The sequence below is a fragment of the Dactylosporangium maewongense genome (assembly GCF_039531485.1).
In the GTDB taxonomy this organism is placed as follows: Bacteria; Actinomycetota; Actinomycetes; order Mycobacteriales; family Micromonosporaceae; genus Dactylosporangium; species Dactylosporangium maewongense.
Window position 1 is genome coordinate 32,792 of record NZ_BAAAQD010000018.1, and the last position, 21,680, is coordinate 54,471.

The following is a 21,680-nucleotide window of genomic DNA, read 5'->3' on the forward strand; positions in this document are numbered from 1 at the left end:
AGACGGATGAGCGAGCGCGCGTCGTACGACGCCGATCTGGTGCACTCGGTCCTCGATGAGGGATATGTCTGCCACGTCGGATTCGTCGTCGACGGCGAGCCGCGGGTCCTGCCGAACCTGCACGCGCGCATCGGCGACACGGTCTACCTGCACGGCTCGACCGGGAGCAGTTCGGCGCTCGCGGCCCGCCCCGGCGGCCTGCCGATCTGCGTGACGGTGACGTTGATCGACGGGCTGGTCCTCGCGCGCTCGCAGTTCCACCACAGCGCCAACTACCGCTCCGTGGTCGCGCACGGCGCCGCGCGGCTGGTCACCGACCCCGGCGAGCGCGACCGGGCGTTCGCGGCGCTGGTCGACAAGATCATGCCCGGCCGCGCCGCCGACAGCCGCCCGCCGGACACGAAGGAGCTGGCCAAGACCGCGGTGCTGGCCCTGACGCTGCAGGAGGTCTCGGCGAAGGTCCGCACCGGCGGCGTCGGCGACGACGAGGAAGACCTGCTCTTGCCGCATTGGGCGGGTGTTGTACCGCTGAAGCTCGTCGCCGGGCAGCCAGAGCCCGCACCCGGCGTGCTCGTGCCGCTGCCCGGCTATCTTCGCCCCGCCGAGGACGGCTGGCGGGGCGCGCCGACGCTGCGGGGGCGGCACGTCGTGCTGGAGCGGCTCGACCACGTGCACACGGAGGGCCTGTTCGCGGCGCTCGACGACGCCGAGGTCTGGACGCACCTCACCGTCGCCCGACCCGCCTCGGCCGCCGGGATGGCCGCGATCGTGGACGCGGCGATCAAGGATCCGGCACGGACTCCCTTCGTACAGCGGAATCCGTCGACGGGAGAGATCCTCGGCAGCACCTCCTTCTACGCGATCGACGAGGCGCGCCGCTCGATCGCGATCGGGCACACGATGCTCGGCCGCCCGCACTGGCGCACGGCGATCAACACCGAGTCGAAGCTGCTGCTCATGGCGCACGCGTTCGACACGTTGGGCGCGGTCCGGCTCGAGTGGCACACCGACATCCGCAACGAGCGCTCACAGCAGGCGATCGCGCGGCTCGGCGCGCAGCGCGAGGGTCTGCTGCGCGCGCACCGGCAGCGTCCCGACGGCAGCTGGCGCGACACGGTCTGCTTCTCGATGCTCGCCGACGAGTGGCCCGCGGCGCGGGACCGGCTGACCGCGGCGCTGGAAGCGGGCGGGCGCTGATGCTCGGCGTGACCAACCCCTGGACGTATCTGCTGGGCACGGCCGCGATCGTGCTCCTGCCCGGCCCCAACTCGCTGTACGTGCTGTCCGTCGCCGCCCGTCGCGGCGTGCGGGACGGATATCGGGGCGCGGCCGGGGTCTGGCTCGGTGACGCGGTGCTCATGGTCCTTTCGGCCGGTGGCGTCGCCTCGCTGCTGCACACGTATCCCTGGCTGTTTCTCCTGGTGAAGTACGCGGGTGCCGGCTACCTGGCCTATCTCGGCATCCGCCTGGTGGTCGACACCGTCCGGCGGTTACGGGCACCCGCCTCGGCGCCGCAGCCCGAGGCGCCGGCCGACCGCCCGTTCCGGCGCGCGCTGGTGATCAGCCTGCTCAACCCGAAGGCGATCCTGTTCTTCGTGTCGTTCTTCATCCAGTTCGTCGACCCCGGCTATGCCCACCCGGCGGTGAGCTTCCTGCTGCTCGGGATCGTCGCCGAGGTGCTGAGCGCGATCTATCTGTCCGTGCTCATCTTCGCCGGGCGGTATCTGGCCGAGCAGTTCCGCTCCCGGCGGAAGCTCGCCGCGGGGCTGAGCACCTCGGTCGGCGGCCTGTTCCTGGCGTTCAGCATCAAGCTGGCGACGGCCAGCATCTCCTAGCGCTGCGACTGGTCCCGTAACGCATGGAGGGTCCCCCACTGGTTATGGGGGACCCTCTTCGCTGCCCGGCCAGGCAAGTCATCAGTGCTCGACTATCAGGTCGGCGCGACCGAGGTCGCGGAGCAGGTCGTTGACGACGCGGTCGTCGTCACCCTGACGGCGCCGGTCGGCGGGGGCCCGGCCGCCGGTCAGCAGCGCCAGCCTGGCACCGCCGCCGGTGCGGGCCGGGCCGTCGCCGGCGGCGCCGCGGTAGACGAAGTAGTGCACGGCGGCGCGGACGCGGGCCCGGTCGACCGCGCTCGACCTGGCGGTGTCGGCGATCAGGCGGCGCAGCGCCTCAGCCATCCGCTCGGCATGCCCGACGTCCGTGGTGCCGCATCCGGTGCGCAGGGCGGCCAGGTATGCGTCCAGCTGGCGCAGCAGCACTTCCGACTCCTGGCGGATCGCCCGCTGGGCGATCGTGCGCTGTGCTGCCACCGGCTGCTCCTGTGTTCTGGGGATTGGTGCATCTTAGCCAAATTCCCCCTTTCGTACAAATCGGACTAATCCGATCGGCGGCGCCGGCCGGGCGGGGGAAAGTGTCGTACCCCGGGGGCAGGATGGAGGCATGGATGAGCTGGGTCGGTTCGGTGCGGCGACGCGGGAGTGGTTCGGTGCGGCGTTCGCGGCGCCCACCGCCGCGCAGGCGGGTGCGTGGCAGGCGATCAGCGCCGGCCGGCACGCCCTCGTGGTCGCGCCGACCGGCTCCGGCAAGACCCTGGCCGCGTTCCTGTGGTCCCTCGATCAGTTGGCGGCCCGACCAGACGTCGAGGCGGCGAAGCGCTGCCGGGTGCTGTATGTCAGCCCTCTGAAGGCGCTGGCGGTCGACGTCGAGCGCAACCTGCGGGCCCCCCTCGCCGGCATCAGGCAGGCGGCGGCGCGACTCGGGCAGGAGCCGCCCGACATCAGGGTCGGCATGCGCACCGGTGACACCCCGGCCGACGAGCGGCGCGCGTTCACCAAGACTCCGCCCGACATCCTGATCACCACGCCCGAGTCGCTCTTCCTGCTGCTCACCTCGCAGGCCAGGGAGTCGCTGCGCAGCGTCGAGACGGTGATCGTCGACGAGGTCCACGCGGTCTGCGCGACGAAGCGCGGCGCGCACCTGGCGCTGTCGTTGGAGCGGCTCGACGCCCTGCTGGAGCGGCCCGCGCAGCGGATCGGCCTGTCCGCGACCGTCCGCCCGATCGAGGAGACCGCCAGGTTCCTCGGCGGGTCCGCGCCCGTCGAGGTCGTGCAGCCGCCCAGCGCCAAGACCATCCAGGTCGAGGTGCAGGTGCCCGTCGAGGACATGACCGCCCTCGGCGAGGCCGACCCCTCGCAGGACGACGACGGGGCGCCCAGGCAGGCGTCGATCTGGCCCGCCGTGGAGGAGCGGGTCCTCGACCTGATCGAGGGCCACCGCTCCACGATCGTGTTCACCAACTCGCGACGCGGCGCGGAGCGCCTCTGCGCCAGGATCAACGAGCTGTCCTCTGCCCGTGCCGGTGTCCCCGCACCCACCCCGCCACGGACGCCGGCGGAGATGATGGCGCAGGCCGGCACCGCCAACGGTGCCGCGCCCGTCGTGGCGCGCGCCCACCACGGCAGCGTCTCCCGCGAGGAGCGCAAGCACATCGAGGAGGCGCTCAAGTCCGGCCAGCTGCCGGCGGTCGTCGCCACCTCCAGCCTGGAGCTCGGCATCGACATGGGCTCCGTCGACCTGGTCGTGCAGATCGAGGCGCCGCCGAGCGTCGCCGCCGGCCTGCAGCGGGTCGGGCGCGCCGGGCACCAGGTCGGCGCCGTGTCCCGCGGCGTGGTGTTCCCGAAGCACCGCGGCGACCTCGTCTCGTGCGCCGTGGTCGCCGAGCGGATGGTCGAGGGCGGCATCGAGGAGCTGCGCTATCCGCGCAACCCGCTGGACGTGCTCGCCCAGCAGATCATCGCGATGGTCGCCATGGAGCCGTGGCACGTCGACGAGCTGGCGGCCCTGGTGCGCCGCACCGCCGTGTTCGCCGAGCTGCCCGAGTCGGCGCTGTTCGCGGTGCTCGACATGCTCGCCGGGCGCTATCCGTCGACCGCGTTCGCCGAGCTGCGCCCACGCATCGTGTGGGACCGCACCGACGGGGTCCTCACCGCCCGCCCCGGCGCCCAGCGCCTCGCCGTCACCAGCGGCGGCACCATCCCCGACCGCGGGCTCTTCGGCGTGTTCCTGGCCGGCGCGGAGAAGGCAGCCCGCGTCGGCGAGCTCGACGAGGAGATGGTCTACGAGTCCCGCGTCGGCGACGTGTTCCTGCTCGGCTCGACCTCGTGGCGCATCGAGGACATCACCCCCGACCGGGTGCTGGTCTCCCCCGCGCCGGGCGCCGCCGCGAAGATGCCGTTCTGGAAGGGTGACTCCCCCGGCCGCCCCGTCGAGCTCGGCCGCGCGATCGGCGCCCGGCTGCGCGGCTTCGTCAAGGCCGGCGACGAGGTCGCCCACCAGCAGCTGCGCAGCGGCGGGCTCGACGAGTGGGCCGCCGACAACCTCCTGGCCTACCTGCGCGAGCAGCGCGAAGCGACGCGTCACCTGCCCGACGACCGCACCGTGCTGGTCGAGCGGTTCCGCGACGAGCTCGGCGACTGGCGGATGACCGTCCACTGTGTCCTCGGTGCCCGGGTCAACGCGCCGTGGGCCCTGGCGATCGCCCGCCGGCTCAACGAGCGCTATGGCGTCGACGCGCAGGTCATGCCCAGCGACGACGGCATCGTGGTCCGCCTGCCCGACGTCGCCGACGAGCCGCCCGGCGCCGACCTGGTCGCGTTCGACCCCGACGAGATCGCCGGCATCGTCGAGGAGACCGTCGGCACGTCGGCCATGTTCGCCGCCCGGTTCCGCGAGTGCGCCGCCCGTGCCCTGCTCCTGCCCCGCCGCGACCCGCGCCGCCGCCAGCCGCTGTGGCAGCAGCGGCAGCGCTCCGCCCAGCTGCTCGACGTCGCCCGCGACTACACCGACTTCCCGATCACCCTCGAGGCCGCGCGGGAGTGCCTGCAGGACGTGTTCGACGTCGCCGGGCTCGTCGGCGTCATGCGCGACATCGCCGGGCGCAAGCTGCGCCTCGTCGAGGTGGAGACGCCGCGGCCGTCACCGTTCGCCCGGTCGCTGCTCTTCGGCTATGTCGGCGCCTTCCTGTATGAGGGCGACTCACCGCTCGCCGAGCGCCGGGCCGCCGCGCTCGCCCTCGACCCGACGCTGCTCGCCGAGCTCCTCGGCCGGGTCGAGCTGCGCGACCTCCTCGACCCCGAGGTCGTCTCCGAGACCGAGCGCACCCTGCAGTGGCTCGGCGACCAACGCACCCCGCGCGACGCCGAGGACGTCGCCGAGATGCTCCGCGTCCTGGGCGATCTGTCCGACGCCGAGCTCACCGCCCGCGGCGCCGACCCCGCGTGGGCGGCGGAGCTGGGCGCGCAGCGCCGCGCCATCCAGGTCCGCGTCGCCGGGGAGCCCCGCTGGATCGCGGTCGAGGACGCGGCCCGCTTCCGCGACGCCCTCGGCGTCGCGCTGCCCGTCGGCCTCCCCACCGCCTACCTGGAGCCGGTCGCGGACCCGCTCGGCGACCTCGTCACCCGCTATGGCCGCACGCACGCACCGTTCACCGCGGCGACCTGCGCGGCCCGCTTCGGGCTCGGCGTCTTCGTCGTCGAGCAGGCGCTGCGCCGCCTGCCGGCGATGGTCTCCGGCGAGTTCACGCCCGGCGGCGCCGGCACCGAGTGGTGCGACGCCGAGATCCTGCGGCTGCTGCGCCGCCGGTCCCTGGCCGCGCTGCGCCGCGAGATCGAGCCCGTGCCGCCCCGCGCGCTGGCCCGCTTCCTGCCGCAGTGGCACCAGGTCGGCTCGTCCCGGGCCCGGGGCATCGACGCCGTCGCCGCCGCGGTCGAGCAGCTCCAGGGCATCGCCATGCCGGCATCCGCCCTCGAGCGGCTGATCCTGCCCACCCGCGTCGCCGACTACACGCCCGCCTACCTCGACGAGCTGTGCGCGTCCGGCGACCTGCTCTGGTCCGGGGGCGGCGCCATCGGCGAGCACGACGGGTGGGTCAGTCTCGCGTTCGCCGACACCGCGTCGCTGCTCCTCCCGCCGCCCGCCGACGTCGGCGGCCCTGTCCACGCCGCGATCCTCACCGCGCTCGCGGGTGGGCAGGCCTTGTTCCTGCGGACGCTGGCGGAGCGGGTCAACGAGATCCTCGCCTCCGCTCCGCCGCCTTCCGCGGTGGGCAGGGAGCTGCCGCCCGCGGCCGGGTCGTCGCCGAAGGGAGGCGCGAGTTCGCCCTCTGCGGCTGGGTCGTCGTCCAGGGGCGGCGCGAGCTCGTCGTCCGTGGCTGGGGCCTCCGCGACCGAGGGCCGGGCGCGTCCGGGCGGGAAGGGTGTCAGGTCATCGACATCCGGTGGCGAGTCGACGCCGTGGTCGGTGTCCGGCGGCGGGTCCGTGGCGTTGCCAGCATCCAGCGGCGATGTCGGGGCGATGCCGGCGCCAGGCGACGGGTCCGTGGCGAGGCCGGCGCCAAGCGGCGAATTCGGGGCGGCGTCGGCATCCGGTGACGGGTCCGTGGTGTCGTCGGGGGCCGGCGGGCCAGCGCCCTTGTCGGAGCCTGACAACGGAGCCGTGGCCTTGCCCGCAGCGGACGACGAGGCCACCACGCGGAGGCGTGCTGGCAGTTCCGCCGGTGGCGAGGAGCCCGATGCGGTCGTGCCGCCGCCGGTTCCTGTCGCCAGACTGCGGAGGGCGAAGGCGGCACCCGGCTCGATCAGCGAAACCCTGCGGGGCGTCGAAGCGTCGCTGCACGCCGGGTCGGCTGGCTCACGCGACGCCGGCGGTCCGGGTGGGGACTCGGACGGTTGGGGTGCGCCGGGGTTCGTCAGCGAGGCGGAGGTGCTCGACGCGGTCTGGGATCTGGTGTGGGCCGGGCAGCTGTCCAACGACACGCTCGGTCCTCTGCGGGCGAAGCTCGGTGGTGGTGGAGCGCACAAGGCGAAGCCGGCGGCGCCGCGGTCGCGGTACCGGCGCGCTGGCATCGCGGCGGCGCGGGCGTCGCTCGCCGGTGGGCGGTCAGGGCCGCCGACCGGGGCCGGGCGGTGGCACCGGCTGCCCGATCGGGACCTCGACCCGACCCGCCGGGCGACCGCCAACGCCGAGCTGCTCCTGGACCGGCACGGGATCGTCACCCGTGGGGCGGTGATGGCCGAGGATCTGCCGGGGGCGTTCGCCGGCGTGTATCCCGTGCTCGCGGCGATGGAGGAGCGGGGCGCCGCCCGGCGGGGCTACTTCGTCGAAGGTCTGGGCGCGGCACAGTTCGCGCTGCCGGGGGCCGTCGACCGGTTGCGCGGCGGCACCGACACCCGCGACGCGTTGGTGCTCGCCTCGACCGATCCAGCCAATCCGTACGGGGCCGCGCTGCCCTGGCCCGAGCGGGTCGTCGACGCCGGTGACGGTGAGCGCTCCGGGCACCGGCCGGGGCGCAAGGCGGGCGCGCTCGTCGTCACGGTCGGCGGTGACCTCGTCATCTATGTGGAGCGCGGAGGGCGGACGCTGCTGTCGTACGTCGAGGACACCGAGCTGCTCGCGCTCGCCGCGAAGGCCCTCGCCGACGCCGTCCACGGCGGTGCGCTCGGCGCGATGTCGGTCGAGCGTGCCGACGGGGAGTCCATCCACGCGTCGGCGCTCGGCGACGCGCTGTCGGCAGCAGGGTTCCGGACCACCCCGAAGGGACTCCGCCTGCGGAACTGATCCACACCCGATCAAGCGCTCCACCCGCGGAGCTGAGCCACACACCCGACCGAACGCTCCCCCGCGGAGCTGAGCCACACGCCCGACCGAACGCTCCACCCACGGAACTGAGCCACACACCAGATCAGGCGCTCCACCCGCAGAGCTGAACCGCACCCAGCTGGACGCTTCGGCTGCGGAGCTGGCGACCGGCACGCGACCATCGCGTGTGACCACGGAAGGAGACGGCGCGATGAGTGAACTCGCAGGCGAGCGGCGGGTCTCGCTGTTCGAGCACGCCGGTGGCGCTCCGGCGTTCCAGGCGCTGGCGGCGGCGTTGCATGAGCGGTGCCTTGCGGATCCGGTGCTCAACCATCCGTTCGGGCATCCGGGGCAGCATCCTGAGCATGTGCAGCGGCTCGGGACGTACCTGGCCGAGGTGTTCGGCGGTCCGCCCGCGTACTCGCAGACGTGCGGCACCCACTTCGGCGTGCTCGACCTGCACGCGCGGATGGGCGCCGAGGACGACCTCGGGGAGCGGTTCGTGCGTTGCTTCGTGCTCGCGTGCGACGACGCCGGCCTGCCCGCGGACCCGGAGTTCCGGGCGGCCCTGCGTGACTACATGACCTGGGCGGCGGCGGACGTCATGCAGTACTCGCCGCCGGACTCCCAGGTGCCCGCCGACGTCACGATGCCGCACTGGACCTGGGACGGACCACGGTGAGCCGGCCCGGCGGCACGGGTCAGACCGGCTCGGCGCGGCGCTCCAGCTGGATGATCTCGTCGCCGTCGAGGAGGTGGGTGGTGCGGCCGTTCGGGACGTAGCCGGCGGCGGCGTAGAGGCGCTGGGCGCGTTCGTTGGATCGGCGGGTCCACAGCGTCGTGCGGGTGTAGCCGAGGGCGTGGACCGCGCGGAGGAGGTGCTGTCCGTAGCCGTTCGACCAGTGGGAGGGGTGGACGAACACCATCGACACGTGACCGTACCCGGGAATCAACGCACCCTCGCCGTCGTCGGCGCGCCCCGGCTCGACCAGGGCCATACCGACCACCGTCCCGGCCTCGGCAGGCATCGCCCCGGGTCCGCTCGTCGCCGCCGCGACCCGCGCCGGAGCGACCTCGGACTCGCCCCGTCCGGCCGTCGAACCAGCGGGTGCCGACCCGTCCGCAGCACCCGCGCGTCCGGTCGGGGAGCAGGCAGGTCCGGCGAGTGGCGGTGCGGGCTCGGACGGAGCTGGAACAGCCACCGGTCCAGCAGGTCCGGGCGCGGCGAGCACGTCCGCCGGAGCCACAGATTCCGTCGGGGAATGGGCAGATCCGGCCACGGAACCGGCGAGGTGCGGTGCGGGCTCGGTGGGCGCCGACCCGAATGAAGCTGGAGCAGCCACCGGACCGGCAGGCGCAGGCGCGGGCAGGGTGGCGATCAGGACCTGGGCGTCCGGGGCGGCCAGCTTCTCGCGGACGCGGGCGAGGCGTTGTGGGGTTGGCGGGAGGCCGCGGGCGGCGTTCGCCGCGTGCCAGACGTCGGCTGCGGCGGGCAGGTCGGCGGGGTGGGCAGAGCGGACGGCGATCACTCGGACGATTGAAGCACCTGACGGGTCAGTGGGGTCAGTCGCTGGCAGAGGGTGGGATGGGGCCAGGTGACGTCGCGGAGCTCGTCTGTGTAGGAGCTCCAGTAGTGGCCGCTGCCGTCGTGGTCGAAGTAGGCGTGGGACTCGTACGCGACGCGGTGCAGCGGGTCGTGGATCCAGGCTCGCGGGTGCATGAGGCCCCACGAGGGCGGGCCCATCGGCATGTAGCCGCTGACGAGCAGGGCGCGGCGGTCGCCGATGGCGCGGAGGGCGTCGACGGTCTGCTGGGCGGCGCGTTCCCAGATCAGGGCGCCGGCGCGGCCGTCGGCGGCGAGGCGGGTGGGCTCGTTGAGGAGGCCCAGGCCGATGACGGCGGGGTTGTCGGCGGCGGGGGCCATGCGGCGCCAGAAGTCCGCCAGCGCGGTGGTCGGCAGGCCGGGGGCGCCGAGGCGCAGGAGGGTCTGCTGGTGGCGGCCGCCGCCGAGAGCGAAGTCGCCGTACCCGTGCAGGTCAAGCACGACGAGGAGGCCGGCGGCGCTGGCGTGGTCGAGCGCGAGGCGGACCCGGGCGACCTCCTCGGAGGACAAGGGCCCGAACGGGACGGGCTGGAGGCGTTCCCAGTTGACGGCGAGGCGGACGAGGCGGATGCCGCGCGAGGCCAGGAACTCGTAGCTGGAGGGGGTCTCGTACGTGTAGTCGTCGCCGTACCGGCCGGGGTTGGCGCTGCCGAAGCCGCCGTTGACCTCGGAGGTGGCGAAGGAGCCGGCGGCCAGGTTGACGCCGCGGAGGTAGCCGGCGGAGGTGCCGTGGCGCTCGACGACGTGGGCCTGCGGGCCGACGACGTCGACGTCCATGCCGTGCGCGACCGGGCGGTAGACGGCCATCGGGTAGTTGGCCGGCCAGGTGCCGGCCGCCCAGGCGGTGACGGGCAGCCCGACGGCGTCGGCGGCGGTGTACCAGGCCTCGGCGACCGCGGACCACTGCGCCGCGTCGCGGTCGGCGGGCCAGCCGATCTCCCCGATGAACCCGGTCGCGTTGTTGCGGCGCAGCCAGGCGGAGAAGTTGGCCAGCCCGGCGACGGCCCTGGCCTGGACGATGTCCGTGGTGCACACCGTCTGCAGCGCGCGCGGCCACGACACCGGCACCACCAGCGCCGTCACGAGCAGCAGCAGCACCATCGCCAGCGCCGGAGCTTTGCGAGCCACCGCACGCCACTGCCCGACCGCCCCCGGGTCACACCCCCGGGAACCCCGAAAAGCGGCTCACAGGCAGGGCCTAGGCCTTCCTGGCCACACCCCCGTAGACGGAGACCTGGGTGTCGGTGACGTCGGGTGAGACCTCGGCGTCGGGGCGCCACTTCGTGACGAGCGGCAGGCCGGGGTCGACGAGCTCCAGCCCGGTGAAGAACCGGGCGATGTCGGCGTGCGGGCGGACCTGCATCGTCACGCCCTGGCGGGCGTAGATGGCGGCGACGTGCTCCCAGGCGACGGGGTCGAAGTCGCCGGTGAGGTGCGACAGCGCGAGGTAGCTGCCGGACGGCAGGGCGTCGACGAGCTCCTGCACGATCCGGTACGGCTCGTCGGCGTCGCCCACGAAGTGCAGGATCGCGATCAGCAGCAGGCCCACCGGCTGGTCGAAGTCGATGACCTCGCGCAGCTGCGGCGAGTCCAGGATCCGGCGGGTGTCGCGCAGGTCGGCGTCGATGTACTCGGTGCGGCCCTCGGGCTTGCTGGTCAGCAGCGCGCGGGCGTGGGCGAGGACGATCGGGTCGTTGTCGACGTAGACGATCCGGGAGTCGGGCGCGATCGCCTGGGCGACCTCGTGCACGTTGGGTGACGTCGGGATGCCGGTGCCGATGTCGAGGAACTGCCGGATGCCCGCCTCGCGGGCCAGGTGCTCCACCGCGCGGCGCAGGAACGCCCGGTTCTCGCGCGGGGGGATGCGGCTGTTGGGGTTGGCCCGCAGGCCGGCCTCGGCGGCGCCCCGGTCGGCGGGGAAGTTGTCCTTGCCGCCCAACAGAAAGTCGTAGACCCGGGCCGGGTGTGGCCGGTCCGTCTGCAGGTCGACCGGCTCGCGGGCCTCGTCGGGCTTGGGCTTCATCCAGTCGGCGCCTGACATGTCCCACTCTCCGCCAGTTGTGATGCCATGTGTGATCGATCGGACGGCTGGATCATATGCCGGGACATCACCCTCCGTCACTCTCGACCACGTGCGGCGACGATGCGGCTACGTGGCGTGAACGATGGTCACGCGGTCGCCGGCCCGGACGCCGAGCAGCTCGGCGGCGCTGCCACCGTTGACCGCGACGGCCAGGTAGCCGGCGGAGTCGGTGAACACCACGAGCCCGCCGGCGGGCGCGTCGCCGAAGGTGCCGCCCGAGACGGCCGACGCACCGTTGACGGTGACCACGCCCCCGGGGAAGGAACCGGGCGAAGCCAGCTGCAGGTTGCCGAACCGGTCGACCGTCAGTACCGAGGCCACCACACCGGACGGCGTCACCTCGAGGAACGGCGGCGGTAGTCGTACAAGAGCCGCGGTGGCACTTCCTGCCAGGGACAGGTCGGCGCCGGCGGCGAGGCGGGCGGCCACCGGGGCGAACACGTCGCGGCCGTGGAAGGTGCGCGACACGTCCGGCGCGAACCACGCCGCGTTGGTGAGGTGGACGGCGCGACGGATGCCGCCGAGGGCCTCCGCCGCCGGGATCAGCAGGCCGTTGTCCGGCCCGACGAGGAACCCGCCGTCCGCGGCCTCGATCGCGATCGGCCGGCGTGCGGTGCCGACCCCGGGATCGACGACGGCGAGGTGTACGCCACGCGGCAGCGACGGCACGGTCTGTGCCAGCACGTGCGCCCCTCGGCCGATGTCGCCGGGCGGCACGAGGTGCGTCACGTCGATGACCCGCGCGGCGGGCGCCAGGCGGGCGATCACCCCGTGGCAGGCGGCGACGAACCCGTCCTCGAGCCCGTAGTCGGTGGTGAAGGAGATCCAGGGGTCCATCAGGATAGTGTCGGACGCATGCGGCTCTGCGTGTTCATCGAACCTCAGCTCGGCGCCACGTACGAGGACCAGCTCGCCTTCGCGCAGCACGCCGAGCGGCTCGGCTTCGAGGGCTTCTTCCGCTCGGACCACTACATGGCGACCCGCGGCGGGGCGCCCGGCCCGACCGACTCGTGGGTGACGCTCGGCGCGCTCGCCCGCGAGACGTCCACGATCCGCCTCGGCACGCTGGTGTCCTCGGCGACGTTCCGGCTTCCGGGGCCGCTCGCCGTGGCGGTGGCGCAGGTCGACGCGATGAGCGGTGGCCGGGTCGAGCTGGGGCTCGGCACCGGATGGTACGAGCGGGAGCACCTGGCGTACGGGGTTCCGTTCCCCCCGGTCGGCGAACGGTTCGACCGGCTGGAGGAGCAGCTGGAGATCGTGACCGGGCTGTGGGCGACGCCGGACGGCGCCACGTTCAGCTACCAGGGCCGCCACTACGACCTCACCGACTCGCCCGCGCTACCGAAGCCCGCGCAGCGGCCCGGCCCGCCGATCATCGTGGGTGGCAAGGGCCTCAAGCGGACCCCGCTGCTGGCGGCGCGGTTCGCCGACGAGTTCAACGTGCCGTTCTCGAGCCTGGCGGAGACCACCGCGTCCTACGACCGGGTCGTCGCCGCGATCGAGGCCGAGGGGCGCGACGGGCGGGCGCCGATCGTGTTCTCGTTCGCGCAGACGATCGTGTGCGGCGCGACCGAGGCGGAGGTCCGGCGGCGGGCGGAGGCGTCCGGGCTCGACCCGAAGGGGCCGCCGGCGTCGGGCGGGCAGTTGTACGGCACGCCGGCGCGGGTGGCGGAGCAGCTGGCCGACTTCATGAAGGCGGGCGCGTCGCGGGCGTTCCTGCAGGTGCTCGACCTGCACGACCTGGAGCACCTCGACCTGCTCGCCACGGAAGTGGCGCCGCTGCTCCCATAAGCTAGGCCGGTGCCCGAAGGCGACACCGTCTGGAACACCGCCCGCGTGCTCGCCGACGCCCTGGACGGTCACGAGCTGACCCGCAGCGACTTCCGGGTGCCGAAGCTCGCGACCACGGACCTCGCCGGCTGGCGGGTGCACGAGTCCGCCAGCTACGGCAAGCACCTGCTGCTCCGCCTGAGCCGCGAGCCCGACCGCGCCTACACGCTGCACTCGCATCTGCGGATGGACGGGGCGTGGCGCACGTACCGTCCGGGCGAGCGCTGGACCGGCCGCCCCGCGCACCTGATCCGGGTCGCGCTGCACACCCCGACGGCCGTCGCCGTCGGCTTCCACCTGCACGAGCTCGCGCTGGTGCCGACCAGGGACGAGCGCCAGTTGATCGGGCACCTCGGGCCCGACCTGATGGGCGACGGCTGGGACCCGGCGGAGGCGGTCGCGCGGCTCGCCGCCAGGCCCGACCGGCACATCGCCGACGCCCTGCTCGACCAGCGCAATCTCGCCGGCATCGGCAACCTGTACAAGGCGGAGGTCCTGTTCCTCAGGGGTGTCAACCCGTGGACCGAGGTCGGCGCGGTGCCGGACCTGCCCGCGATGGTGGACCTGGCGCACCGGCTGCTGAACTCCAACCGGGGCCGCTGGACGCAGACGACGACCGGTTCGCTGCGCCGCGGCGAGACCAACTGGGTGTTCGAGCGCGCCGGGAGGGAATGCCGTCGATGCGGCACCCGGATCGAGCGCTGGACCGGCGGCGACCACGACCGGATCACGTACTGGTGCCCGCGCTGCCAGCCGGTTGTCTCCGCGACACCTGGCCCGTAGGCTGCGAACTCGCTGGTCAGGCGAGGGAGTGCTGGGCGTGCACGGAGTTCACCGGTTGGGTCCGACGGATCGGACGCTGCTGTGGGGCACGGCGGCGCTGATCGTGTTCACGCTGGGTGCCGTCACGGTCGCGCGTTCGAACGGCGGACCGGTCGTGGGCGCCGACGACACCCACCTCTGCTACAACTCCGCGGGCGTCGGGGCCGCCTGCCTGCCGCCGGCTCCCACCGGTTTCGACGATGCCACTGTACCGTCAGCGCCGGCACCGTCACCCGTCGCCACGACCTCGTCAACGGCGCCGCCACCGGTGGTGCCGCCGGTGGTGCCGCCGGTGGTGCCTTCGCCCACCTCGAAGCCGCCCTCATCCACCGCCGTCTCGCGGTCGCCGGCGGCGAAGAAGACCGTCCCGGCGTGGGCGGTGGGCGTCGCCTACAAGGTCGGGGCGCAGGTGACGTACCAGGGCGGCGTCTATGCGTGCAGGCAGGCGCACAGATCACAGTCGGACTGGTCACCGCCCGCCGCTCCCGCGCTGTGGAGTCGGCTGTCGTGAGGCTCACGCCCGCGCACTGATCGTTGCGGGCACGCGGTAGGGTCTTGGGCGTGACGCTGGGTGTGGTGTTGTACCGGTGCATCACCGGCTGAGCCGGCGGGGGCTGTTCGCCGCCTCGGCCGCCGCGCTCGTGGCTTCCGCGCTCGGCGCCTGCGACGGCACTCCGCTCGCCTCCGCGACCCCGGTCCCGACCCTGCGACCGCCCGACGGCACGCCGCTGGCCGTCTGGGAGCTGACCGGCGGCCTGGTCGGCACGGCGATGCTCGCCCTGCGCGCGCCCCGCCTCGTCGTCTTCGGTGACGGCGACGCGATCGCTGATGCCGCGTACCGGTCCCGCCTCGACCCGGACGCGCTGCAGAGCCTCGCCGCGGGCCTGCTCGCCGACCTGGGCTCCAGCGACGCGCAGAAGCCGCGGTCCGCGGCGCCGACGATCCTCAACGCGCCCGTGACGAGGGTGAGCACGTGGTCGCCGTCGGGGCCGCTCGCGTTCACCGCCGAGGGGTTCGACGAGCTGAAGACCGACCACGTCTACGCCGACGTCCTCTACAACGCCCGCGACCGCCTCGCCGCCGTGCACAAGTCGGTGGCGGCGACGGCCCAGCCGTACCTGGCGGACCGGGTGAGGCTGGTCGCGATGCCGGTCGACGGCGAGCCCGCCACTGTGAACCCGTGGCCGGCAGACGTGAAGCTGCCCGCCCCCGACGCCGGCGGCCTCCGCAAGGCGGACCTTTCCGGCGAGGACGCGCGGGCCGTGGTCCGCACCCTGACCCGCGACCTGGACCAGCGCGGCGCCTGGCCCGCGTACACGTCGGCGTCCGGCGACACGGTCAGAGCCAGCTGGCGCTACCTGCTCCCCAACGAGTAACCGCCGCGCGGCGCACGGGACGCGGCACGCTTCAGGCGGTGCTGGCCCGCGGGGTCGAGCGCAGGTCCGACATCGCCTCGGCGACGCCCTTCAGGAACGCTGTCGCATCCGCCAGGTTGCCGATCGTGGCGCTGTCCTCGGCGACGCAGCCGGCCGCCGCCGTGACGAACTGCTCATACGCCGACACGCCCTGCTCCAGCTGCGCCGCCAGGGACGCGTGGGCGGGCCGGAGCGAGTCGCCGGCCGGGCCCAGGCTCATGGCACGCTCGACGGACGCGGTCCGCTGGGCCAGGTCGCGCAGCGACTGCTCGGCGACGGTCGCGTCCAGCACGGCGGCCTCCGCGTGCGGGCCGAGCCGGCCGACCAGCCCGGCGAGCATGGCCGAGGCGCGGTCGAGGCGCCGCCACGGCTCGGCGACCGTCAGGCCGCGGAGCTTGAACGACTCGCGCTGCCGGCCGAACTCCGCGATCGCCGTGCGCCCCGCGGGCAGCTTGGCGACGATCCCGACGAGCTTCTCCCGGGCCTGGGCACCGACGAGGGCCGGGTCGGGCTCGGGCGGCACCGGCAGGGCCCGGAAGGCCCGCAGGTCCATCCAGCGCCAGATGGCGATCGCGATGGAGCCGCCGGCGCCGGCCGCCCAGAAGGCGTCGGGCAGCCCGAGGCCGCTGTACGGCACGAGAATCGCGGTGGCACCGGTCAGCAGGCCGGCCCGCACGGACCAGCCACGCGCGGAGCGGTGCAGCCGCCGCAGTCGCTTCAGATGCTTCGCCCGCTCCGACGCCATGACCGGCACTCCCCCCAATAGACCTTGAACTCGTCAGCCGGCGCTGGCGGTGTCCCCCGCTTGCTTGTCCTTCAGGCTCGCCCGGATCTCGTCGAGGCGGGCGACGCCGGCGTCCCGCGGGCCCGGGGAGGCCGCGGCGGGCGTGCTGGGCGTCGCGGGCGCGGCGGCGAGCTGGTCGCCGGCCATGCTCGCGCGGATCTGGTCGAGGCGGGAGCTGCCGGCCATGTCGAGCGTGGTGCGCTGGACCTCCAGCATGCGGCCCTCGACGGAGTTGGAGGCGAGCTCGGCGCGGCCCATCGCGTTGGCGTAGCGGCGCTCGATCTTCTCGCGCACCTCGTCGAGCGACGGCGTGTTGCCCGGCGCGGCGAGGCCGCTCATCGACTCGAGGGACTTGGCGACGGTCTCCTGCATCTTGGCCTGCTCGAGCTGGCTGAGCAGCTTGGTGCGCTCGGCGAGGCGCTGCTGCAGCAGCATCGCGTTGTTCTCGACCGCGCGGCGGGCCTGGGCGGCCGCGTTGAGCGACTGGTCGTGCAGCGTCTTCATGTCTTCCATGCCCTGCTCGGCCGCGACGAGCTGGGTGGCGAAGATCTGCGCGGTCTGCTCGTATTCCACGGCCTTGGTCTCGTTGCCCTCGGCGCGGGCCTTGTCGGCGAGGGTGAGCGCCTGCCGGGCCGAGGCCTGCAGCTTCTCGACCTCACCCATCTGCCGGGACAGCCGCATCTCGAGCTGCCGCTGGTTGCCGATCACGGCCGCGGCCTGCTGCACCAGGGCCTGGTGCTGGCGCTGCGCCTCCTCGATCGCCTGCTGGATCTGCACCTTCGGATCGGCGTGCTCGTCGATCTTGGCGCCGAAGAGCGCCATCAGGTACTTCCAGCCCTTCACGGCGGGATTCGCCATCTCGCGGTCCTCTCTGCGCCGGCACTACAAACGTGCGGCTTCCATCGTGTCAGGCGAGCGCGAGAGCGTCACGCCCAGCGTCAACTCAAACGGTGGGATAATGCGGACAAAGCGGTGTGAAACACGTGCGACTCAGGGTGATCTCAGGGATGCGCACTACTGCACCTGCTCCCCGGTGAGCGCCGAGCGTGACAGCCGCTCCGCCTCCGCCAGACCGTCGCGCATGCCCTCCAGTCCCGCGGCGAGCTCTGCCACCTTCACCGCCGTGAGCGACGTGCCGACGTCGGACGCCGCGTGGAGGGCCAGCAGCTCGGCCATCCGCGCGACCAGCCCTTCGAGACCCAGTACAGCGGACTGCATCCGCGCGAGCAGCATCTCGCGGGCGTCGTGCAGCCGCCGTGCCACACCGAGCTGGTCGGTCACCGCCCGCAGGGCCCGCTCCCGCTCCGCCCGCAACGGCCCCGCCGGCAGCCCGTCGATCCCCTGCGTCAACTGCGCCCGGTCGTGCTCGAGCCGGGCGACGTCGATGCCCGCCGACGTCCGCTCGACCAGCGTCACCTGACCGGCGAACCTGACCAGATCTCCCAGCGCCTCGGCCGCCCGCTCGTCGACCCCGGCCACCTGCACCCGCAGGACGGCGTCGGAGGGCGTCTCCGCTTGCCGATGCAGCGTCTGTACCGCCGACTCTGCCCTCCGCAACCACCGCTCAGCGTCCCCACCACGCGCCGGCACCGGCAGATGCCGCGCGGACCGCCTACCCGGCCCCCGCCCGAACAGCGCACCGACGCCGATCCGGACGCCGTACACGACGCCGGCAACGGCAAGCCCCACCGGAATCCCGGCAAGCACCCCAGCCGGAGCGAGCGCGGCGCCGACCGCCCCACCCACTCCACCCAGCACACCGGCCGCGACGAGCCCCCAGGGCTCGGTCAGCTGCTCCTTCACACCCACAACTGCAAGTCTGCCTTCCACTGACGAGCACCGAACAAGACCGAAGTCAATCCGACTGTCAGAAGCCACCAAGCACACCCGGCCCCCAGTGTGGCAGGCCCGATCGAGTCCGCCACGCCTCCCGTTTCGCCGCGGCGTCGCCGGTACGCCCCGCCGCCCCTCACCCTCCGCGCGCAGCCGGACGGGGCACCCGAGCAACGGCCGAAACGCACGGCCGGCGGCCCGACGGCGATGGGCGAGCGGCGGCGGCACAGCGGAGACACGGGCGGCGGCTCGACGGAGGCACGACAGGGACCCAAACGGCGCCTACGGCGCGGCCGACGGGCCAGTGGCCCTCTGGCTATGGGCAGCGTGGAGGGACGGGTGGTCGCGGAAACGACCGGTGGCGCGCGAAGGCGTCAGGCGGCGTAGACGACTTCGCGCGGGTTGCGGGTCGCGCGCAGTGTCGTGCGGAGCGGGCCGTCGTGGCGCACCGCTACCGACAGCTTCGCGTCGGTGGTGACCTTGGTCTTCGGGCCGCTGCGGCCGGACAGCCGGGCTTCCGGCGCGGACGGGCCTGCTCCCGCGGCGGCTGGGTCGGATGCGGGCGCGGCGTCCTGCGTGGACTCGGGCGCACCGACCGGGACGAGCACGCGTGGCAGGTCCTCCGCGGTGGCGAGCGTGTCGCTCACGTCGCGCAGCACCTCGGACAGCGCGGCACCGAGCGCCTCACAGATGGCGGCCAGCAGCTCGCTGGACGCCTCCTTCTGCCCGCGCTCGATCTCGGACAAATAGCCGAGACTGACGTTGGCGGCGGTCGACACCTCGCGCAGGGTCCGGTGCTGGGCCTGCCGCCGCGCACGCAGCGCGTCACCGATCACTCGACGAAGCAGCACCTTGGCACCCCCTCTGAGGCAGTCCGCGAATGGGTTCCCCGCGAAAACTGGTACCCGCCACGGTACCTGGTGCGGCGCCGATCGACACCCTACCCCGCCGTTATCGCGAGGTGATGGTGGTCGCCAGCACCTCGGCGAGGAGCGTGACGGCCGCTTCGACGGCGCCCGCGCGGACCTCGGAGCGGTCACCCGGCAGGGTGAGCTCCCGGACGGCGGCGTGCTCGGGCAGGGGTCCGGCGACGGCGACGTACACCCTGCCGACAGGCTGGCCACCCTGCGGATCCGGGCCCGCGACGCCGGTCGTGGCGGCCGCCCAGTCGGCGTCGCAACGCTCCCGCGCCCCGGCGGCCATGGCGGCCGCGACGGACGGATCCACCGGTCCATGCGAGTTCAGCAGCGGCGGCGGTACATCCAGCAACGCCGCCTTCAAATCCGTCGCATACGCGACCATCCCGCCGCGGAACACCACGCTCGCCCCGGGCACGGCGACGAACTCGGCGGCCAGCAACCCTCCGGTCAGCGACTCGGCGACCGCGAGCGTCTCGCCCCGCCCCTGCAGCGTCGTCAGCACCTCAGCCGCACTCACGCCGTCACCTCCGCCACGTCCCGGCGCCGCGCGCACCGAAGGCGAGCCCGCGTACACCGAGGGCGAGTTTGCGTGGGTCCAGGGCGAACGGTCCGCTCATGCGACCGGCTCGTCCGCCACGGGCGCGACCGCCGGCGCGGCGATCGGCGTGCTCAGCATCTGGTCCTGGGCGGCCAGCCGGTCGGCCTCGCCGAACGTGTCCGGCCCGCCACTCGCGACGCTCGCGCGGCGGCGGCGCAGGGAGTCGCGGCGCACCCGGTACGCCCGCACGACGTAATCCAATCCAGTGACGACCGTCACGATGAGGGCGCCCGCCATCAGCCACGGTCCCACGGCGGCGAGCCCGTCCGGCAGCGGCGTGAGGTACCAGCCGATCGCCAGGATCTGCAGGGCCGTCTTCGCCTTGCCGCCCCGGCTCGCGGGGATGACGCCGTGCCTGATCACCCACAGGCGCAGGGCGGTGACCCCCCACTCGCGCACGAGGATGAGCACGGTCACCCACCAGGGCAGCCGGTCGTACAGCGACAGCAGCACCAACGCCGCGCCGGTCAGCGCCTTGTCGGCGATCGGGTCGACGACCTTCCCGAAGGAGGTGACCAGGTTGTACGTGCGGGCGATCCACCCGTCGACGTAGTCGGTCGCCGACGCGACGACGAACGTGATGCCCGCCGCGAGCTGCCAGCCGGTGTCGGTCAGCCCGCCCGCCACGACGAAGAAGACGAAGACCGGGACGAGCACCATCCGCACGACGGTCAGGACGTTGGCCGCGTTGAGCAACGGGACGGGCTTGAGAACGGTCATGAGGCCGCCGGACTGATCATCTCGATCGGGACGGCGACCAGGTCGACGCCGACGCTGTCGACGACCCTGGCCCGGACGAGGTCACCGGGGCGCAGCGAGAACGGGTCGAGCCCGTCGCCGGCGACGAGGGTCGTGGAGCCGTCGACCTCGGGCGCCTGGTGCCCGGCGCGCCCCTCGACCGAGTCGTCGAGGAGATAGTCGACGAGGACGTCGACCTGGGATCCGATCCGGTCGGAGGCACGCTGCGCGCAGAGCTCCTCGGCGAGGGCGCTCATCCAGTCGTACCGCTTCTTGATGTCGCTCTCGGACACCTTGTCGGGCAGGTCGGCGGCCTCGGTGCCGTCCTCGTCGCTGTAGTCGAACACGCCGACCGCGTCGAGGCGGGCCTCGGTGAGGAAGCGGGCCAGCTCGTCGACGTCCTCGCGGGTCTCGCCCGGGAAGCCGACGATCACGTTGCTGCGGGCGCCGGCCTCCGGGTCGAGCTTGCGGACCGACTCGAGCAGCTCCAGGAACCGCTCGGTCGACCCGAAGCGCCGCATCCGCCGCAGGACCGGCTCGCTGGAGTGCTGGAACGACAGGTCGAAGTACGGCGCGACGCCCGGCGTGGTCGCGATCGCCTCGACCAGCCCCGGCCGGGTCTCGGCCGGCTGCAGGTACGACACCCGCACCCGCACGATGCCGCTGACCGCCGCCAGCTGCGGCAGCAGGCGCTCCAGCAGGCGTGGGTCGCCGAGGTCCTTGCCATACGAGGTGGAGTTCTCGCTGACGAGCACCAGCTCGCGGACGCCGGTGGACGCCAGCCACTCCGCCTCGGCGAGCACCTCGTCCGGGGTCCGGGACACGAACGCGCCGCGGAACGACGGGATCGCGCAGAACGAGCAGCGCCGGTCACAGCCGCTGGCCAGCTTGAGGGGCGCGACCGGCCCCTTCTCGAGCCGCTGCCGCATCACGCCGCGCAGGTGCGCCGGCAGGTGGCCCGGCACGACCACCTCGACCGCCTCGCGGCGCGCCACCGGGGTCAGCGGCAGCAGCGTGCGCCGGTCGCGCGGCGCGTGCGAGGCGATGGTCTCGCCGGCCATGATCGCGTCGAGGCGCGCCGCCATGTCCGGGTAGTGGTCGAAGCCGAGCACCGCGTGCGCCTCGGGCAGCTCACCGGCCAGCTGTTCGCCGTACCGCTCGGCGAGGCACCCGGTCGCGACGACCTTGGCGCCCGTGTCGGCGGCGGCGAGCAGCGTGTCGATCGAGTCCTGCTTGGCCTTGGCGACGAACCCGCAGGTGTTGACGACGACCACGTCCGCGTCGGTGCCGTCGGTGGTGACCGCCCAGCCGCCGGCCGCGAGGCGGGCGGCCAGCTCCTCGGAGTCCACCTCGTTACGAGCGCAGCCGAGGGTGAGCAGGGCGACGCGACGGTCAGCATTGGCGGGCATGCTCCGA

General features: G+C 73.6%; 18 protein-coding genes and 2 pseudogenes. 8 read left to right on the forward strand and 12 right to left on the reverse strand.

Going from position 1 to position 21,680, the window contains the following annotated elements:
* The first annotated feature begins 6 nt into the window (after positions 1-6).
* Positions 7-1,197, forward strand: coding sequence for a bifunctional pyridoxamine 5'-phosphate oxidase family protein/GNAT family N-acetyltransferase (locus tag ABD332_RS37480; RefSeq protein WP_344507773.1), 1,191 nt, complete (start codon positions 7-9; stop codon positions 1,195-1,197).
* Positions 1,197-1,835 carry a leucine efflux protein LeuE gene (gene leuE, locus ABD332_RS37485; protein WP_344507775.1) on the forward strand — a complete coding sequence of 213 codons (639 nt, stop codon included), beginning with the start codon at positions 1,197-1,199 and terminating at the stop codon, positions 1,833-1,835. Before ABD332_RS37480 ends, leuE begins: the two co-directional genes overlap by 1 nt.
* Before the next feature lie 81 nt (positions 1,836-1,916).
* On the opposite strand, the gene ABD332_RS37490 is transcribed toward leuE, so the two are convergent.
* Positions 1,917-2,312 (reverse strand): hypothetical protein, encoded by a 396-nt coding sequence (locus ABD332_RS37490; RefSeq protein ID WP_344507776.1) that lies wholly within the window; start codon positions 2,310-2,312, stop codon positions 1,917-1,919.
* A gap of 139 nt (positions 2,313-2,451) precedes the next feature.
* Between ABD332_RS37490 and ABD332_RS37495 the strand changes: the two are divergent.
* Together ABD332_RS37495 and ABD332_RS37505 are read left to right on the forward strand one after the other, a co-directional pair.
* Positions 2,452-7,617: pseudogene (locus ABD332_RS37495) on the forward strand (Lhr family helicase); the annotation flags it as partial.
* Positions 7,618-7,849: 232 nt separating this feature from the next.
* Positions 7,850-8,320: a globin domain-containing protein gene (locus tag ABD332_RS37505; protein ID WP_344507778.1), complete on the forward strand. Its 471-nt coding sequence runs from the start codon at positions 7,850-7,852 to the stop codon at positions 8,318-8,320.
* Between the two features lie 19 nt (positions 8,321-8,339).
* On the opposite strand, the gene ABD332_RS37510 is transcribed toward ABD332_RS37505, so the two are convergent.
* From ABD332_RS37510 to ABD332_RS37525, 4 genes are all read right to left on the reverse strand, one after another.
* Complete coding sequence (locus tag ABD332_RS37510) at positions 8,340-8,666, reverse strand: GNAT family N-acetyltransferase (protein WP_344507780.1); 327 nt, start codon at positions 8,664-8,666, stop codon at positions 8,340-8,342.
* A 497-nt stretch (positions 8,667-9,163) separates the two neighbouring features.
* Positions 9,164-10,369 carry a glycoside hydrolase family 5 protein gene (locus ABD332_RS37515; RefSeq protein ID WP_344507782.1) on the reverse strand — a complete coding sequence of 402 codons (1,206 nt, stop codon included), beginning with the start codon at positions 10,367-10,369 and terminating at the stop codon, positions 9,164-9,166.
* A gap of 70 nt (positions 10,370-10,439) precedes the next feature.
* Positions 10,440-11,282 (reverse strand): SAM-dependent methyltransferase, encoded by an 843-nt coding sequence (locus ABD332_RS37520; protein WP_344507784.1) that lies wholly within the window; start codon positions 11,280-11,282, stop codon positions 10,440-10,442.
* A gap of 108 nt (positions 11,283-11,390) precedes the next feature.
* A complete protein-coding gene (locus tag ABD332_RS37525) occupies positions 11,391-12,161 on the reverse strand; it encodes an SAM hydrolase/SAM-dependent halogenase family protein (protein ID WP_425552349.1) in 771 nt (256 codons plus the stop codon).
* A gap of 18 nt (positions 12,162-12,179) precedes the next feature.
* Here ABD332_RS37525 and ABD332_RS37530 point away from each other — a divergent pair, with 18 nt between their 5' ends.
* From ABD332_RS37530 to ABD332_RS37545, 4 genes are all read left to right on the forward strand, one after another.
* The gene (locus ABD332_RS37530; RefSeq protein ID WP_344507786.1) at positions 12,180-13,115 is read left to right on the forward strand and encodes an LLM class F420-dependent oxidoreductase; all 936 of its coding nucleotides are present in this window, start codon (positions 12,180-12,182) and stop codon (positions 13,113-13,115) included.
* A 9-nt stretch (positions 13,116-13,124) separates the two neighbouring features.
* Entirely contained in the window at positions 13,125-13,937 is an 813-nt protein-coding gene (locus tag ABD332_RS37535; protein ID WP_344507787.1) for a DNA-formamidopyrimidine glycosylase family protein, read from the forward strand.
* A 55-nt stretch (positions 13,938-13,992) separates the two neighbouring features.
* The gene (locus tag ABD332_RS37540) at positions 13,993-14,487 is read left to right on the forward strand and encodes a carbohydrate-binding protein (protein WP_344507789.1); all 495 of its coding nucleotides are present in this window, start codon (positions 13,993-13,995) and stop codon (positions 14,485-14,487) included.
* A 76-nt stretch (positions 14,488-14,563) separates the two neighbouring features.
* Positions 14,564-15,352, forward strand: a complete 789-nt coding sequence (locus ABD332_RS37545) for a hypothetical protein (RefSeq protein ID WP_344507790.1) — start codon at positions 14,564-14,566, stop codon at positions 15,350-15,352.
* A gap of 31 nt (positions 15,353-15,383) precedes the next feature.
* Here the strand turns inward: ABD332_RS37545 and pspM are convergent, their stop codons facing one another.
* The 7 genes and pseudogenes from pspM to rimO form a co-directional block, all read right to left on the reverse strand.
* Complete coding sequence (pspM, locus tag ABD332_RS37550) at positions 15,384-16,136, reverse strand: phage shock envelope stress response protein PspM (RefSeq protein ID WP_344507791.1); 753 nt, start codon at positions 16,134-16,136, stop codon at positions 15,384-15,386.
* Positions 16,137-16,169: 33 nt separating this feature from the next.
* Positions 16,170-17,033, reverse strand: coding sequence for a PspA/IM30 family protein (locus ABD332_RS37555; protein WP_344507793.1), 864 nt, complete (start codon positions 17,031-17,033; stop codon positions 16,170-16,172).
* A 156-nt stretch (positions 17,034-17,189) separates the two neighbouring features.
* Positions 17,190-17,978, reverse strand: a complete 789-nt coding sequence (locus ABD332_RS37560; protein WP_344507795.1) for a hypothetical protein — start codon at positions 17,976-17,978, stop codon at positions 17,190-17,192.
* 404 nt (positions 17,979-18,382) lie between these two features.
* A complete protein-coding gene (locus ABD332_RS37565; protein ID WP_344507797.1) occupies positions 18,383-18,859 on the reverse strand; it encodes a helix-turn-helix domain-containing protein in 477 nt (158 codons plus the stop codon).
* 100 nt (positions 18,860-18,959) lie between these two features.
* Positions 18,960-19,445 carry a CinA family protein gene (locus ABD332_RS37570; protein WP_344507799.1) on the reverse strand — a complete coding sequence of 162 codons (486 nt, stop codon included), beginning with the start codon at positions 19,443-19,445 and terminating at the stop codon, positions 18,960-18,962.
* Between the two features lie 246 nt (positions 19,446-19,691).
* A pseudogene (gene pgsA, locus ABD332_RS37575) lies at positions 19,692-20,246 on the reverse strand (CDP-diacylglycerol--glycerol-3-phosphate 3-phosphatidyltransferase); the annotation flags it as partial.
* A complete protein-coding gene (gene rimO, locus ABD332_RS37580) occupies positions 20,243-21,673 on the reverse strand; it encodes a 30S ribosomal protein S12 methylthiotransferase RimO (RefSeq protein ID WP_344507801.1) in 1,431 nt (476 codons plus the stop codon). The pseudogene pgsA and the gene rimO, both read right to left, overlap by 4 nt.
* Positions 21,674-21,680: the final 7 nt, after the last annotated feature.